The sequence below is a fragment of the Bradyrhizobium sp. GW821-FHT12B03 genome (assembly GCF_058807535.1).
Genome location: NZ_JBXAQU010000005.1, coordinates 286,461 through 302,080 on the forward strand (window position 1 = coordinate 286,461; position 15,620 = coordinate 302,080).

The window sequence follows — 15,620 nt, forward strand, 5'->3', positions numbered from 1 at the left end:
CCTGGTAAACGGAGCGTGACGTGGCGAACTCCCCGGACGATCTGCAAGTGATCGTGCCAAATCTGCACAGGCGCTATTCCGGGGTCACCGCGACCAACCGGATGGTCGCGCCGCGGCTGGCAAGGCTGTACCGCGCGGCGTGGTTCGGCTCCGACGCGCCGGAGGGAATCGCGCGGCTGAGCGTGGCCGATTTCCTCAAGCTGTGGCGGCGCAAGGCGCCGCTGATCTGGCATGCGCGCCGCAACAACGAGATGATCGCAGGCGTCGTGCTGCGCGCGCTCGGCTGGCCGCTCAAGCTGGTCTTCACCTCGGCGGCGCAGCGGCATCACAGCTGGATCACGCGCTGGCTGATCCGGCGCATGGACGCGATCATCGCGACGTCGGATATCTCGGCCTCGTTCCTGAAGGTGAAGGCCACCGTCATCCCGCATGGGGTCGACACGGACGTCTATGCGCCGCCGATCGATCGCATGGCTGCCTTCGCGGAAGCCGCGCTGCCGGGCCGCTACGCCATCGGCTGCTTCGGCCGTGTGCGTGCGCAGAAGGGCACCGACGTGTTCGTCGATGCGATGTGCCGGTTGTTGCCGCGCTATCCCGACTTCACCGCAATCATCGTCGGTCAGGTCACGCCGGAGCAGGCGTCCTTCGCGAGCGACCTGAAGAAGCGGATCGAGGCGGCCGGCCTGCAAGCGCGCATCGTCATCACCGGCGAGTTGCCGATCGAAGATGTGCAGCGCTGGTATCAGCGGCTGACGATCTATGCCTTCACCTCGCGCAACGAAGGCTTTGGCCTGACGCTGATCGAGGCGATGGCGGCCGGCAGCGCGCTCGTCGCCGCGCGCGCCGGCGCGGCCGAGCTCGTGGTCGAGGATGGGGTGACCGGCGTGCTGATCCCGACGGGTGATGCGGATGCTCTTGCCGCGGCGCTGGAGCCGCTGATGCGCGATGTGGCTGCGGCAACGGCGATGGGCGAGCGCGGACGCGCGCGAGTGCTCGCGCAGTTCAGCCTCGATGCCGAAGCGGCACGGATTGGCGAGGTCTATCGGCCGCTGCTTTGAGCTGCGCTTTCGGCGGACGAGAACAAGAACGGCGAAAACAACCCCATGCACAGTAGCCGGCGATAGTGAAATCAAAGGCTTGGCAGCAGAGGGTAATGATTTGCGGATTTTACGAAGTGTGTTTGACACGTCGGGCAAAACAGGTCTAGACTTCCATCATCGCCGCGCTCGGCTTGCTGTGCGGTTGCGATGGCCAATGAGGACTGTTCGGATGACGGAAATCGCCGCAGGAGGAACGCCGAAAACGGGCCATCTCATCGTCGTTAGGGCGACTTGGGATATCGAAGCATCGGTGTGGACTGCCGAGAGCTCGGACCTCCCGGGCCTTGTCACGGAGGCTGCTAGCCTCGACGAACTCGATGCCAAATTGCCCGGCCTCATTCGCGATCTGTTGGAAGAAGACGCTGCTGCCGAAGGGTACGAGGTCCCTGTCGAGGTGATCGCGAGCTTCTCCAAGCGAATCAAGATCGGCTCAGCAGAAGAAGCTGCATGAACAGCTTCACTCCGGAATTGAAACGAATTCTGGAGGAGGCGGGATGCTTTTTTGTCCGGCAAGGTCGTGGCGATCACGAGATCTGGCAGAGCCCAATTTCGGGTATCCGCTTCACTGTCGATAACAACATCAAATCGCGGCACACCGCGAATGCGGTTCTGAAACAGGCTGGACTACCAAAGTATTTCTGACGGGCGACGGCTAGCTCCCGGCCCTCGCCCCCGCTTCCCCCAGCACCCTCTCCGCAATCCCCACCACTTCGCTCGCCGCGATGTCCCGCATGCAGCGGTGGTCGTTCATCTTGCAGATCGTGCTCTGGCAGGGCTGGCAGGAGAGCACGCTCTTGTCCTGGACCACGGTGGCGGCAAGGCCGTTGAGGGGGGCCCAGAGGTAGGGGCTGGTCGGGCCGAAGATGCCCATGGTCGGCGTGCCGAGGGCAGCCGCAATGTGCATCAGGCCGGAATCGTTGGAGATGGCAACGCCGGCTGCGGCCATGGCCAGTACGCCGTTGCGCAGATCGTTGCCGGTCAGGTCCCGCACCCCAGGGCCGCCAGCGGTCCCGGGGCCGCCGGCCGCGACGATCTCCTGGGCGAGGCCCTTTTCGGCGGGGCCGCCGACCACCCAGACCTCCAGCCCGCGTGCGACCAGCAGGCGGGCGGCCTCCGGATAATAGGTCCAGCGCTTGGAGACGCCGACCGAGCCGGGGGCCAGCGCCACCGCCGTCCCGGCGCTGAGGCCGTTGGCCTGCCGCCAGCGGACGATGTCCTCGGCCGGGACCCGCAATTGCGGCACCGGCCATTCCGGGGGCAGGGGGGCGCCGTCGGGCTGGGCCAGCGCGGCGTTCTTGTCGATGAAGCGGGGCAGCTTTTTCTCGCCCCAGCGCCAGCGGTTGAGCAGGCCGAACCTGAATTCGCCGACGAAGCCGACCCGTTCGGGGATGCCGGCCAGCGCGGGCGCAATGGCGGCCTTCCAGGTCCGGGGCAGCACCAGGGCGGTGCCGTAGTTCCGCTCGCGCAGGAGCTTTGCCAGGCCGAGCTGGCGGCCTACGGCGAGCCGGCTGCGCGGCAGGTCCCAGACGATGCCAGCGCGCACGCCGGGCATGTAATCGACCAGCGGGGCGCACAAGGAGGTGGTCAGCAGATCGACCGGACGGTTCGGCCAGCGCTCCTTCAGGACCCGGACAACAGTGTGATTCCGGACGAAATCGCCGATCCACATGTAGGGGACGATCAGGATCGGGCGGGTGTCGCTCCGATCTGTGCTTCCACTAAATTGCGAATCTTGATTCATTCGTTAATAGGACCGAAGGCGAGCTGATCTGGCGGTTCGGTTAGCCGCTCCCGGCCGGCAGGTAAAGCCGGCTGAGGGCCGATCCCAAAACCGCTTACACTTTGGCGGATCATGCGCTACGGCAGGATCGGGCCGCAAAATTCGGGCAGGGATTACGGAATGTTGCTGGTGACCGGCGGAGCCGGTTTTATCGGGTCGAATGTCGTGGCTGCGCTCAATGACGCCGGCCGCAGCGACGTCGCCGTCTGTGACCTGCTCGGCAGCGACGGCAAGTGGCGCAATCTCGCCAAGCGCCAGCTTGTGGATATCGTCCCGCCCGCCGAGCTGCCCGACTGGCTGAAGGGCCGCAGGCTCGATGCCGTGATCCATCTCGGGGCGATTTCCGAGACCACCGCGACCGACGGCGATCTCGTGATCGGAACCAATTTCCGCTTCTCGATGCGCCTGCTGGACTGGTGCACGGCGAACGCTGTGCCGCTGATCTACGCCTCCTCGGCGGCGACCTACGGCGACGGCGAGGCAGGCTTTGACGACGACGCCTCGCTGCCCGCGCTGAAAAAGCTGCGGCCGATGAACCTCTACGGCTGGAGCAAGCACCTGTTTGATCTCGCGGTCGCCGAGCGCGCAGCGAACGGCGATCCGCTCCCGCCGCAATGGGCTGGCCTGAAGTTCTTCAACGTGTTCGGCCCCAACGAGTACCACAAGGGCTCGATGATGAGCGTGCTGGCGCGCCGTTTCGACGATGTGAAGGCGGGCCGTGTCGTGCAATTGTTCAAGTCGCATCGCGAGGGCATTGCCGACGGCGACCAGCGCCGCGATTTCATCTATGTCGACGACGTCGTGCGTGTCATCACGTGGCTGCTGGCAACCCCCTCGGTGTCCGGCCTCTTCAACGTCGGCACCGGCAAGGCGCGCAGCTTCAGGGATCTGATGCTGGCTGCCTATGCCGCGCTCGGCGCCAGGCCCAACATCGAATACATCGACATGCCCGAACAGATCCGCAACAGCTATCAATACTTCACCCAGAGCGAGGTCGATCGCCTCTGCCGCGCCGGCTATAACGGCGGCTTCACGACGCTCGAGGATGCGGTGAAGGCCTATGTCGGGGATTATCTCGACCGGCCCGACCGCTTCCGCTGAGGTTTTTGGATCATGGCGACCCCCATCCTCGATTTCGATGCGCTTGCGCAAGATATCGCGCGCCGCACGGTGCTCTGCATCGGCGACATCATGCTGGACGAGTTCGTCTATGGCGAGGTGTCGCGGATATCGCCGGAAGCGCCGACGCCGGTCATCGTCGCCCAGCGCAGCGAGATCCATATCGGCGGCGCCGGCAACGTCGCGCGCAACGTCGCGTCCCTCGGCGCGCGCTGCATCTTCGTCGGCCTCGTCGGCGAGGACGATGCCGGTGCACGGCTCAAGGCCGCGCTCGACGAGCAGGCCGGCATCGAAAGCGTGCTGGTGTGCGACCCGTCGCGGCCAACCACGCGAAAGGTCCGTTTCGTCTCCGAGCATTTCTCCACCCACATGCTGCGTGCGGATTGGGAGCAGGCGGTAGCTGCCTCCGACGCGGTCGAGGCGACGCTGATCGAGGCGATCCTGCCGCAGATCGCGCGCGCCGACATCGTGCTGCTCTCCGACTACGCCAAGGGCGTGCTGACCGCGCGGGTGATCCGCCACACCATCGACGCCGCGCGAAAGCTCGGCAAGCCCGTGATCGTCGATCCCAAGAGCCTCAACTGGGCGATCTATCGCGGCGCCACGCTGCTCACGCCCAATCGCAAGGAATTTTCGGAAGCGACCCGCAGCCGCGCCGACACGCCGCAGAGCATCGTCGATGCCACCGAGGACGTGATGCGGCTCGCCGATTGCGAGGCGATCCTGGTCACGCAGGGCGAGCACGGCATGACGCTGGTGCCGCGCAGTGGCGAGGCCGTTCACGTTCCGGCTGTCCCCGTCAAGGTGCGCGACGTCTCCGGCGCCGGTGATACCGTCGCCGCCGCGCTTGCGGTCTCGCTCGCGGCGGGCGCGGACTGGGATACGGCGCTGCGCGTGGCCAATGCTGCCGCTGCCGTCGCCGTCGGCAAGCAGGGCACCGCCAGCGTGAGCGCGGCCGAGCTGCGCCGAAAGATCCTGCCGCACGCCTATCTCGCGGCCGAGGAGAAGATCGTGCTCGAGCCGGCGATGCTCGACATGCAGCTCGCGGAATGGCGCAGGCAGGGCTTGCGGGTCGGCTTCACCAATGGCTGCTTCGACATCCTGCATCCCGGCCACGTCAAGGTGCTGACCGCGGCGCGCTCCGCCTGCGATCGCCTGATCGTGGGCCTGAACAGCGACGCCTCGGTGCGGCGGCTGAAGGGCGCCGACCGTCCGGTCCAGGACGAGCGCGCCCGTGCCGAGGTGCTGGCCGCGCTCGAAGCGGTCGATCTCGTCGTCATCTTCGCGGAGGACACGCCGATCGACCTGATCACCCGGATCAAGCCCGCGGCGCTGGTGAAGGGCGGCGACTACACCCGCGAGCAGGTGGTCGGCCACGAGGTCGTCGAGGCCGCGGGCGGGATGGTCGTGCTGGTCGACATCCTCCAGGGCTTCAGCACGACGGCGCTGGTCCATCGCGCGCGGGGAGGGGGCAAGTGACGGGTCAAGCGACGGCACTCGGCCGGGAGACGGCGGGCCAGATGCTGTGGCGGCGCCTGCGCAGCCCGGCGGCCTGGAGCGAGACCGTCGATCTGTTTGCCATCCTCACCGCGGCCTCGCTGCCCTGGTCGACGTCGCTTGCGGGGATCTTCAACGCCCTGATGCTGCTCTGCATGGTGCCGTTCCTCGACGTCCGCGCGTTCCTGCAATCGCTCAAGCGTCCGATCTGCGTTGCGCCGATCGCGCTGGTCCTGCTCGCGCTGGTGGGAACGCTGTGGTCGGACGCGGCCTGGGGCGCGCGTTTCTACGCCGTCAATCCGACCGTCAAGCTGCTGGTGCTTCCGGTCCTGCTCTACCATTTCGAGCGCTCGCCGCGCGGGCGCTGGATCTTCATCGCCTTCCTGGTGTCCTGCGCGCTGCTGTCGATGATGTCCTGGCTGGTCGCCTTCTACCCGAACCTCGCGCTCAAGGCCGATCCGCCCGAGCGCGGCGTCTTCGTCAAGAACTACATCGACCAGAGTCAGGAATTCGCGCTGTGTGCCGTCGCACTGGCCTATCCGGTCGTGCTGCTGCTGCGCCAAAAGCGTTACTGGCTCGCCGGGCTGCTCACCGCGCTGGCGCTGAGCTTCTTCGCCAACATGACCTTCGTGGTGGTGTCGCGCACCGCGCTCGTCACCGTTCCGATCATGTTCGGTGTGTTCGCGTTGCTTCACCTCAAACGGCGCAGCATTGTGGCCATCTCCGCCGCCCTGCTCGTTGGCGCCGTTCTCGCCTGGCAGGCCTCGCCGCAATTGCGCTATACTGCCAACAGGTTTGCCGACGATTACACGCGCTATGTCGAAAAGGGCGAGCCGACCTCGGCGGGCTTGCGGCTTGAATTCTGGCGCAAATCGCTCGGCTTCTTCGCGGAGGCGCCGATCAAGGGGCACGGCACCGGCTCGACGCGCGGATTGTTCGAGCGGGTCGCGACACCCAGTGGTCAATACCAGGCCTCGGCCGAGGTGATCGGCAACCCGCATAACCAGACGCTGAACGTCGCCGTGCAATGGGGCGTCATCGGTATCGCCGTTCTCTACGCGATCTGGATCCTGCACCTCCTGTTGTTTCGCGGCGACGGGCTCGCCAACTGGATCGGGCTCCTGGTGGTGGTGCAGAACGTCTTCACCTCGCTGTTCAACTCCCATCTGTTCGATTTCCACGAGGGCTGGATGTACGTCATCGGCGTCGGTGTTGCCGGCGGCATCGTGCTCCAGGCACAACAGGCCGAGGCGAAGGTGGGGGAAGCCGGTTCCTGAACGGCCGCGCGACTGGCAAGTCGGGTCGAGATGGGTTATCAGCGCGGTCAGGTTGCACCCAACGGGATATTCATCGGTCGGCGGATGACGCGTCTTTCGCATCTTACCTTGCGCAATTTCCTGATCGCGCTCCACGACCTGCTGGCGACCACCGCGGCGCTGTTCGCGGCCTTCTATCTGCGCTTCGAGGGCGGCGAGTTCTTCTATGATCGCCTGCCGCTGCTGTTCCAGATCCTGCCCTATTTTCTCGCTTTCAGCGTGGTCGTCTTCTTCGTCTTCAATCTGACCACGACGAAGTGGCGCTTCATCTCGCTGCCCGACGCGCTGAACATCATCCGCGTCGCGACCGTGCTGACGGTTGCCCTCCTGGTGCTCGACTACATCTTCGTCGCTCCCAATGTCCGTGGTGCCTTCTTCCTCGGCAAGGTGACGATCGTCCTCTACTGGTTCCTCGAAATCTCCTTCCTCAGCGCGCTGCGCATGACCTACCGCTACTTCCGCTACACGCGGGTACGGCGCCATGCGAGGGGCGAGGATGCCGCGCCGGCGCTGCTGATCGGCCGTGCCGCGGATGCCGAGGTACTGCTCCGCGGCATCGAGAGCGGAGCGATCAAGCGCATCTGGCCGGTCGGCGTGCTGTCGCCGTCGAGCGCGGATCGCGGCCAGTTCATCCGCAACGTTCCGATGCTGGGCGGCATCGACGATATCGAGGACGTCATCGGCGACTTTGCCAAGCGCAACAAGCCGATTGCGCGCCTCGTGATGACGCCGTCGGCGTTCGAACCGGAGGCGCACCCGGAATCGATCCTGATGCGGGCGCGCAAGCTCGGGGTGATCGTCAACCGCATGCCCTCGCTGGAGAGCGGCGATACGCCGCGCCTCACCGCCGTCGCGGTCGAGGACCTGCTGCTGCGGCCGAGCGAGACGATCGACTATGCGCGGCTCGAAGCCCTGATCAGGGGCAAGGCGGTGATCGTCACCGGCGGGGGCGGCTCGATCGGCTCCGAGATCTGCGAGCGCGTCGTCGCGTTCGGCGCCGCGCGGCTCCTGATCCTGGAGAATTCCGAGCCGGCGCTCTACGCGGTCACGGAGGCGCTCGCCGCGCGGGGCCCGTCTGCTGCGATCGAAGGGCGGATCGCCGACATCCGCGACCGCGAGCGCATCATGCGCCTGATGTCCGAGTTCAAGCCTGACATCGTGTTCCATGCCGCCGCGCTCAAGCACGTGCCGATCCTGGAGCGCGACTGGAGCGAGGGCGTCAAGACCAACATCTTCGGCTCGATCAACGTCGCCGACGCAGCGCACAGCGCCGGCGCCGAGGCCATGGTGATGATCTCGACCGACAAGGCGATCGAGCCGGTGTCGATGCTCGGCCTGACCAAGCGCTTCGCCGAGATGTACTGCCAGGCGCTCGACCACGATCTCGCCGCAGGCAGCGGCGTCGGCAATCCGCCGATGCGGCTGATCTCGGTCCGGTTCGGCAATGTACTGGCGTCGAACGGCTCGGTGGTGCCGAAGTTCAAGGCCCAGATCGAGGCCGGCGGCCCCGTGACGGTGACGCACCCCGACATGGTCCGCTACTTCATGACCATCCGCGAGGCCTGCGATCTCGTCATCACGGCGGCGACGCATGCGCTCGGAACGCAGCGTTCGGACGTTTCGGTTTACGTCCTCAACATGGGCCAGCCGGTGAAGATCGTCGATCTCGCCGAGCGCATGATCCGCCTCTCCGGCCTCCAGCCCGGCTACGACATCGAGATCGTGTTCACCGGCATGCGGCCGGGCGAGCGTCTGCACGAGATCCTGTTCGCCTCCGAGGAGCCGACCCGCGAGATCGGCGTCGCCGGCATCATGGCCGCGGAACCGAACGAGCCGCCGATGCAGACGCTGCGCAAATGGATCGCAGCGCTCGAGCAGGCGATCGCGCGCGACGATCGCGCTACCATCAGAACCATTCTGAAGGATGCGGTCCCGGAATTCGGGTCGACCGCGGCCTGATCATGCAGCCTCAAGGCAAGATCGTCGTCGCGAGCCAGCATTATCCGCCGGATCCGAGTACGACCGCCGCGATCATGGCCGAGATCGCCTGCCGTCTTGCCGCCGGTCGCGAGGTCGTGGTGCTGTCGGGCTCGCCGGGCGCGCTGCCGGCGGCGCAGACCGGCGCGGGCAAGCCGCGCGTCGTTGCGATCAAGAACCGGATGGCGGGGAAAGCGGCGCTGGTGCGGCGGGGGGTGTCGGAGTTGCTGTTCGCCGCGCGCACGTTCTTCGCGTTGATCCGGGAGCTGAGGCGAGGAGACGTCGTGCTCACCGTCACCGCTCCGTTCATGCTGCCTTATGCGGTGGCTGCGGCAGCAAGGCTCAGGGGCGCGCGCTCGGCCCTGATCATGCACGACCTCTTCCCCGACGTGCTGGTGATGGCCGGCCTGCTGAAGCCCGGCTCGATCGTGACGCGGACGATGCGCTTCGCCAACGGCCTGATGTTCCGCGCGCTCAATGCCGTCATCACCATCGGCCGCGATGCGGAGCGGCCGCTGCTGAGCTATCCCGGCATGAGGCGGAACAAGATCCGCTTCATCCCGAACTGGGCGACGCTTGCGCCCGGGCCGCGACCGCTGTCAGCGGACAATCCGTTCCGCAAGGCGATTCCCGGCCGTTTCGTCGTCGGCCTGTCGGGCAATCTCGGCTTCACCCATGATCCGGAGATCGTGTTCGAGGCGGCGCGCCTCTTGAAGGACGAGCCGGACATCCACTTCCTGCTCTCCGGCTGGGGCATCGGCTTCGCGCGGCTGAAACAGTTGCAGGCCGCCGCGAACCTGCCCAATGTGTCCTTCGTGGCGCGGGTCGAGGATGCCGAGCTCGAGGCGTTCCTGGCAGCCGCCAATCTCTGGATCATTCCGTACCGGAAGGACGTCGCGGGGGTGTCGGTGCCGAGCCGGTTCTACAATCTGCTGGCGGTCGGCCGTCCCGTGGTGCTGGTGTCCGAGCCGGAGGCCGAGGCCGCGTTGACGGTGGTGGAGAACGGGCTCGGCTGGGTCGTGACGCCGGGCCGCGCCGATCGGCTCGCCGAGGCGATTCGTGCGGCGTCGGGTTCCGACGACGGCGCGATTGCGGAGCGCGCGGTGAAGGCGGCATCGAAGTTCGACCGCGCCGTCGCGATGAACGCCTATGCAGCTCTGATCGACGAATTGTTGCGCAACCCGGACCTTTCGGAGCAACGATGAGCGAACGCAAACCGGTGGTGCTGGTGACGGGGGCAAACGGTTTCGTCGGCGGTCACGTCGTGCCCGTTCTCGCACGCGCGGGGTGGTCGGTCCGCCGCGCCGTGCGCAATCCGACGGGTGTCGACGACGAGATCGTGATCGAAACGATCGGTCCGGACACCGACTGGCGAGCCGCGCTCGAAGGCGTCGACGCCGTCGTCCATCTCGCCGCGCGCGTGCATCACAAGCACGAGGAGCACGCGGTCCAGCTCTACCGCAACGTCAACATCGCCGGCACGCTGCACCTGGCGCGAAGCGCGGCGACATCAGGCGTGCGCCAGTTCGTCTTCGTCAGCACCGTTCTCGTGCACGGCCGTAGCAATGAGGGTCGCGCGCCGTTCAGCGAGAGCGACGTCCTGACGCCGCGCGGCCTCTACGGCATGTCCAAGGCCGCGGCCGAGGCGGGCTTGAGGACGCTCGCGCGCGACAGCGCCATGAAGATCTCGGTGATCAGGCCGCCGCTGGTCTATGGCGCGGGCGCCAAGGGCAATTTCGCGCTGCTGACGCGCGCGGTGAGCCTGGGGCTGCCGCTGCCCTTTGGCGCGATCCGCAATCACCGCGCCTTCCTCGCCGTGCAGAACCTGTCGTCGTTCATCCTGCGCCGGCTCACCCATCCCGATCCCGCCGGCAATTTCGAGATCTTCCTGGTGGCGGACGGGGAACAGGTCTCGACGCCCGAATTCATCGAGCGCCTGGCCAGGGCATCCGGCAACAGCCCGCGGCTGTTCGGCATGCCGCCGGACCTGCTCGGCATGCTCCTCAACGTGATCGGCCGGCAGGATACGCATGACAGCCTGCTCGGCTCGCTCGAGCTCAACATCTCGAAGGCGCTCGCCACCGGATGGCAGCCGCAGGTCTCGCTCGACGAGGGCTTGCGGCTCGCGCTGTCGGCTCAGGACGCCTGAGGACGGGAGAAGCGCCGCAGGACGAGGCCGACCGCGATCGCGCCTGCGAGCAGCGCGAGCAGCGTGACCGGCATCGAGCCGGCGCGAACGGTGAGGATGGCAAGCCCGGCGAGCACGAGGTTGAGCAGGAAGACCACGCCGGTCACCCCGGAGACCGAAATGCCGTTGTCGGTCGCGCGCTGATAGAAGTGCGAGCGGTGCGCCGACCAGAATTGTTCGCGGTTGACGATGCGGCGAAACAGCGTGATGGTGGCATCAGCGAGGTAATAGGCCGGCAGCAGCAGTGCCGCGGCCGGCTGCCCGTGCCAGGCGAGCTCCAGCAGGCACCAGCCGAGCAGAAGGCCGATCGGCAGGCTGCCGACATCCCCTAAGAACACCCTTGCCACCGGCTTGTTGAACGGCGCAAAGCCGAGCATGGCACCGCACAGGGTGGTGGCGAGCAATGCGGCCGGCCAGGACAGGTCGCCGAGCCATCCCAGCAGCAGCAGCGCCGCGGTGATCGGCACCACTTCCACGACCGTCATCAGGTCGAGCCCGTCCATGAAGTTGACGAGATTCACGAACCAGATGCCGGCGAGCAGGACGAGGCCGCGCTCCAGCGCGAGCGGCAGCGCCGGGACGATGCGCGCCGTTTCGGGCGCGGTGAACACGACGGCCCCGACGGCCGCTGCCTGCAGCACGAGCCGCAACAGCACCGGAAGCGAGACGATGTCGTCGGCGAATCCGACCAGCGCGATCAGCACCGTGGCACCGATCAAGACCGGCGGAATCGCCGTATTGAACCACGCGGCCCAGGGCGAGGCGACGAGCAGCGTTGCCGCAACGACCGCGATGCCGCCGCCCTGCGGGGTCGGGACTCGATGCGAGGAGCGCGCGTTCGGACGCGCCAGCGCATAGCGCTGCAGCAGCGGCATGCTCGTCCGGGTGACGATGGCCGACAGCACTGCGCTGAGGGCGGCGGGCGCTATCGTGAGCAGCACGACCTCCGCTGCCATCGCGGGACTCGCGACGAACGTCGTCACTCCGGCACTCCGAGCGGAGCCGAGCCTTGCGCGGCTTTCTCCGCGCTGAGGATCCAGACCAGGCCGCCGATCGCGCCGACGATGAAGTACACGGCGCCGAACAGCAGCGAGACGTTGACGCCCTCGCTCGCGGCAAGTCCCGCGAAGCCGAACGCCAGGCCCATCGTGGCTTCACGCAGGCCCCAGCCGGCGATCGAGATCGGCATCATGGTGATCAGCATCACCGGCGGCACGAGCAGGAAGACGTCGCTGTAGCGAACCGGGGCGGCGATCGCCTGCACGACGCACCAAGCGACGGCGGCGGCGAGCAGATGCACGGTCAGCGACAGGATCGCGACGATCGGCCCGCGCCTGCGGCTGAAGATCACGCGGTTCGCGATCACCGCGCAGGCGTGGATGTGATGGGTGGCCCACCACGTCTTCAGCCAGCGCCATTTCAGCGCGCCGAAGACCAGGAAGCCGAGGCCGCCGGCGAGCGCGGCAAGGTCGACGAGCAGCAGGGCCGAGCGTCCGTGCGGATCGGTGATGAGGGCGTAGCTCCAGGGCAGGCTCGTGACGATGAGGATGGCGAGCGCGACGAGGCCGATCGCGCGATCGACGAAGATGGAGTAGGTGGCCGCACGCCATCCGGCGCCGGCGCGTGCGACCAGCCACAGCCGGACCGCGTCGCCGCCGATCGCGGATGGCAGGGTCTGGTTGAAGAAGGATCCGATCACGTTGTAGCGCATGGCCTGGCCGAGCTCGAGCGGCGCGCCGCATTCGGCGCCGACCTCCCGCCAGCGCAGCACGCCGACGAAGATTTGCAGGAACGCGACCGCGATCGCGACGCCGATCCAGAACAGGCTGGTCACTGTGAAGCGCGACAACAGTTCGGACAGATCGACCTTGCGCAGCGCCAGGTAGAGCAGCGCCGCGGAAATCAGGATCTTGGCCGTCGACAGCAGGATTCGGCGCATCTCGCCCGCATGAACAGGGTTTGCGAAGATTTGAGGTAACCCGACGCGAGACGCCGAATTAGGCCGCTTTGGTATGGTTTTGGCGCCGATCTTGCAATAGCGGTTATCGCGAGCGGTTATCACGAGCGGTCATCCCGGGCGGGGGCTGTTGCGACCCCCTCAATGCGGCGGCTAAAGAGGCGCCGCGGGCAAGGATCAGCTAGGGAACAGGATGACGGATCAGGCGATTTTGGTCACGGGTGCCGCCGGCTTCATCGGCTTTCACGTCACCCGGCAGCTGCTCGCCGAAGGCCGGCCCGTGATCGGGCTCGACAATCTCAACAGCTATTACGACCCGGCGCTGAAGCAGGCGCGGCTCGAGCTGTTGCGCAGCGATTCCCGCTTCTCTTTCGTCAAGGCCGATCTGGCCGACCGCGAGGCCATCGCGGCGCTGTTTGGACGGCACCGATTTGCGGAGGTCGTGCATCTGGCGGCCCAGGCCGGCGTGCGCTACTCGATCGAGCATCCGCAGACCTACGTCGATTCCAACCTCCAGGGCTTTCTCAACGTGCTGGAGGGCTGCCGCAACAACGGCTGTCGTCATCTGGTCTACGCCTCGTCATCCTCCGTTTACGGCGCCAACACAAAATTGCCATTTGCGGTGCAGGACCGCACCGACCATCCCGTCAGCTTCTATGCCGCGACCAAGAAGGCGAACGAGGTGATGGCGCAGTCCTACAGCCACCTCTACAGGCTGCCGGTCACGGGTTTGCGCTTCTTTACCATCTACGGTCCGTGGGGACGGCCCGACATGGCGATGTTTCTGTTTGTGAATGCCATCATGGCGGGCAAGCCGATCCGGCTCTTTAACCATGGCAAAATGCGCCGCGACTTCACCTATGTTGACGACGTCTCCCGTGTAGTATCCAAGCTGATCGATCGGGTCCCCGCGGATGACCCGGCTGCCGCAAATGCGCCGTCTAAGGTCTACAATGTCGGCAACCACCGCCCCGAGGAGCTGATGCATGTCGTCGGACTTCTGGAGCAGGAGCTGGGTCGGACGGCGATCAAAGAATTGCTGCCGATGCAGCCGGGAGACGTCTTGGAAACGTTCGCGGATGTCGAGGATCTGATGCGCGACACCGGCTTTGCACCGTCAACGCCGATCGCGCTCGGGGTCCGTAATTTTGTCGCCTGGTATCGGGACTACTTCAAGGTTTGAGATGACGATGGACAAACGCATTATCCCCCTGATCATGTGCGGCGGTGCCGGCACCCGGCTGTGGCCCGCCTCGCGCGAGGTGCGCCCGAAACAGTTCCTGCCGTTGTTCGGCACGCGCTCGACCTTCCAGGACACGCTGCTGCGCGTCTCGGATGCCGCGCTGTTCGATCGCCCTGTCGTCATCACCAATGCGTCCTACCGCTTCATGGTGCTGGAGCAGCTTGCCGAGATTGGCATCGAGGCCGATGTGATCCTCGAGCCGATGCGCCGCGACTCCGGCCCGGCGATCGCCGCGGGTGCGGTGTTCGCGCAGAACCGCGCCAGTGACGCGATCGTGCTCGCGCTCGCCGCCGACCACGTGGTGCAGGACAACGCCGCCTTCGTCGCCGCCTGCCGCGAGGGTCTCACCGCCGCGAGCAGCGGGCGCATCGTCACCTTCGGCGTCAAGCCGGAGCGGCCGGCGACCGAATACGGCTATATCAGCCCGGGCGAGGTGATCTCGGGCACGGTGCATGCGGTTGCACGCTTCGTCGAGAAGCCTGACGCCGTGAAGGCGGCCGATTACGTCAATTCCGGCTATCTCTGGAACAGCGGCAACTTCATGTTCCCGGCGAGCGTCCTGCTCGACGAATACCGCAAGGTCGATGCTGCGAGCGTCGAGGCGGTGTCCAACGCCGTCACCAATGCCGGCCGCGATCTCGGCTTCGTGACGCTGGAGCCGCAGGCGTTCGGTTCGGCCAAGGCGATCTCGATCGACTATGCGGTGATGGAAAAAACCTCGCGCGCAGCCGTCGTGCCGGTGTCCTGCGGCTGGTCCGACGTCGGCTCCTGGCACGCGGTGTGGGAATTGTCGGAGAAGGACGCGCAGGGCAACGCTTCGCACGGCGCCGCCGTGTTCGAAGACTCCCGCAACTGCAACGTCACCACGGATTCTGCGCTGGTGGCACTCGAAGGCGTCGACGATCTCATCGTGGTGGCAACGGCGGATGCGGTCCTCGTCTCGCGCCAGAAGGATGCCAATGGCCTGAAGCGTCTGGTGACCAAGCTCAAGACGGTTGCCCCGAAGGTCACCGAAGAGCATCTCAAGGTGCACCGGCCCTGGGGCAGCTATCAGTCGGTCGACAATGGCGAGCGCCACCAGGTCAAGCGCATCGTGGTCAAGCCGGGCGGGCGGCTGTCGCTGCAGAAGCACCATCATCGTGCCGAGCACTGGATCGTTGTGCGTGGTGCCGCCCGGGTCACCGTCAACGAGACCGTGAAGACGGTGCACGAGAACGAGTCGATCTACATCCCGATGGGCGCGGTGCACCGGATGGAGAATCCCGGTAAGATCATGCTGGAGCTGATCGAGGTCCAGACTGGAAGCTATCTCGGGGAAGACGACATCATCCGGATTGAAGACGACTATCAAAGGTCGTAACCAGCAGGCTCCGAATCACGCGACCCGGGCCGAAAGTGCAGTATCTTTCAGCACTTAAGGCCTGGGGAACGTGTAACTTTTTG

14 protein-coding genes are annotated in these 15,620 nt (G+C 66.2%); 11 read left to right on the top strand and 3 right to left on the bottom strand.

The features are described from left to right. The first annotated feature begins 20 nt into the window (after window positions 1-20). The 3 genes from AC1RUR_RS12890 to AC1RUR_RS12900 all read left to right on the top strand — a co-directional run bounded on the left by AC1RUR_RS12890 (window position 21) and on the right by AC1RUR_RS12900 (window position 1,742). Entirely contained in the window at window positions 21-1,058 is a 1,038-nt protein-coding gene (locus AC1RUR_RS12890) for a glycosyltransferase family 4 protein (protein ID WP_492844435.1), read from the top strand. A gap of 211 nt (window positions 1,059-1,269) precedes the next feature. Further along, window positions 1,270-1,551: a DUF1902 domain-containing protein gene (locus tag AC1RUR_RS12895; protein ID WP_492844437.1), complete on the top strand. Its 282-nt coding sequence runs from the start codon at window positions 1,270-1,272 to the stop codon at window positions 1,549-1,551. Further along, window positions 1,548-1,742 carry a type II toxin-antitoxin system HicA family toxin gene (locus tag AC1RUR_RS12900; RefSeq protein WP_492844439.1) on the top strand — a complete coding sequence of 65 codons (195 nt, stop codon included), beginning with the start codon at window positions 1,548-1,550 and terminating at the stop codon, window positions 1,740-1,742. The genes AC1RUR_RS12895 and AC1RUR_RS12900 overlap by 4 nt, the downstream gene beginning before the upstream one ends. Window positions 1,743-1,752: 10 nt before the next feature. On the opposite strand, the gene waaF is transcribed toward AC1RUR_RS12900, so the two are convergent. Then, on the bottom strand, window positions 1,753-2,841 hold the full coding sequence (gene waaF, locus AC1RUR_RS12905; RefSeq protein WP_492844441.1) for a lipopolysaccharide heptosyltransferase II: 1,089 nt from the start codon (window positions 2,839-2,841) through the stop codon (window positions 1,753-1,755). A 159-nt stretch (window positions 2,842-3,000) separates the two neighbouring features. On the opposite strand from waaF, the gene rfaD reads away from it, so the two are divergent. From rfaD to AC1RUR_RS12935, 6 genes are all read left to right on the top strand, one after another. Continuing rightward, window positions 3,001-3,981, top strand: coding sequence for an ADP-glyceromanno-heptose 6-epimerase (gene rfaD / locus AC1RUR_RS12910; RefSeq protein ID WP_492844443.1), 981 nt, complete (start codon window positions 3,001-3,003; stop codon window positions 3,979-3,981). 12 nt (window positions 3,982-3,993) lie between these two features. Then, on the top strand, window positions 3,994-5,478 hold the full coding sequence (gene rfaE1, locus AC1RUR_RS12915; protein WP_492844444.1) for a D-glycero-beta-D-manno-heptose-7-phosphate kinase: 1,485 nt from the start codon (window positions 3,994-3,996) through the stop codon (window positions 5,476-5,478). Window positions 5,479-5,519: 41 nt separating this feature from the next. Next, window positions 5,520-6,773, top strand: coding sequence for an O-antigen ligase family protein (locus AC1RUR_RS12920; RefSeq protein WP_492844637.1), 1,254 nt, complete (start codon window positions 5,520-5,522; stop codon window positions 6,771-6,773). 84 nt (window positions 6,774-6,857) lie between these two features. Beyond that, entirely contained in the window at window positions 6,858-8,771 is a 1,914-nt protein-coding gene (locus tag AC1RUR_RS12925) for an SDR family NAD(P)-dependent oxidoreductase (protein WP_492844446.1), read from the top strand. A 2-nt stretch (window positions 8,772-8,773) separates the two neighbouring features. After that, the gene (locus AC1RUR_RS12930) at window positions 8,774-9,994 is read left to right on the top strand and encodes a glycosyltransferase family 4 protein (protein ID WP_492844448.1); all 1,221 of its coding nucleotides are present in this window, start codon (window positions 8,774-8,776) and stop codon (window positions 9,992-9,994) included. Next, entirely contained in the window at window positions 9,991-10,938 is a 948-nt protein-coding gene (locus tag AC1RUR_RS12935; RefSeq protein WP_492844450.1) for an NAD-dependent epimerase/dehydratase family protein, read from the top strand. The genes AC1RUR_RS12930 and AC1RUR_RS12935 overlap by 4 nt, the downstream gene beginning before the upstream one ends. Here AC1RUR_RS12935 and AC1RUR_RS12940 read toward each other — a convergent pair. Beyond that, window positions 10,926-11,933 (bottom strand): MraY family glycosyltransferase, encoded by a 1,008-nt coding sequence (locus tag AC1RUR_RS12940; protein WP_492844639.1) that lies wholly within the window; start codon window positions 11,931-11,933, stop codon window positions 10,926-10,928. The two genes, AC1RUR_RS12935 and AC1RUR_RS12940, sit on opposite strands and share 13 nt — an antisense overlap. 23 nt (window positions 11,934-11,956) lie before the next feature. Continuing rightward, window positions 11,957-12,916, bottom strand: coding sequence for a lysylphosphatidylglycerol synthase transmembrane domain-containing protein (locus AC1RUR_RS12945; protein ID WP_492844452.1), 960 nt, complete (start codon window positions 12,914-12,916; stop codon window positions 11,957-11,959). Between the two features lie 211 nt (window positions 12,917-13,127). Here AC1RUR_RS12945 and AC1RUR_RS12950 point away from each other — a divergent pair, with 211 nt between their 5' ends. Together AC1RUR_RS12950 and AC1RUR_RS12955 are read left to right on the top strand one after the other, a co-directional pair. Further along, window positions 13,128-14,117 carry an SDR family NAD(P)-dependent oxidoreductase gene (locus AC1RUR_RS12950; RefSeq protein ID WP_492844454.1) on the top strand — a complete coding sequence of 330 codons (990 nt, stop codon included), beginning with the start codon at window positions 13,128-13,130 and terminating at the stop codon, window positions 14,115-14,117. A 7-nt stretch (window positions 14,118-14,124) separates the two neighbouring features. Beyond that, window positions 14,125-15,537, top strand: coding sequence for a mannose-1-phosphate guanylyltransferase/mannose-6-phosphate isomerase (locus AC1RUR_RS12955; protein ID WP_492844456.1), 1,413 nt, complete (start codon window positions 14,125-14,127; stop codon window positions 15,535-15,537). Window positions 15,538-15,620 lie beyond the last annotated feature (83 nt).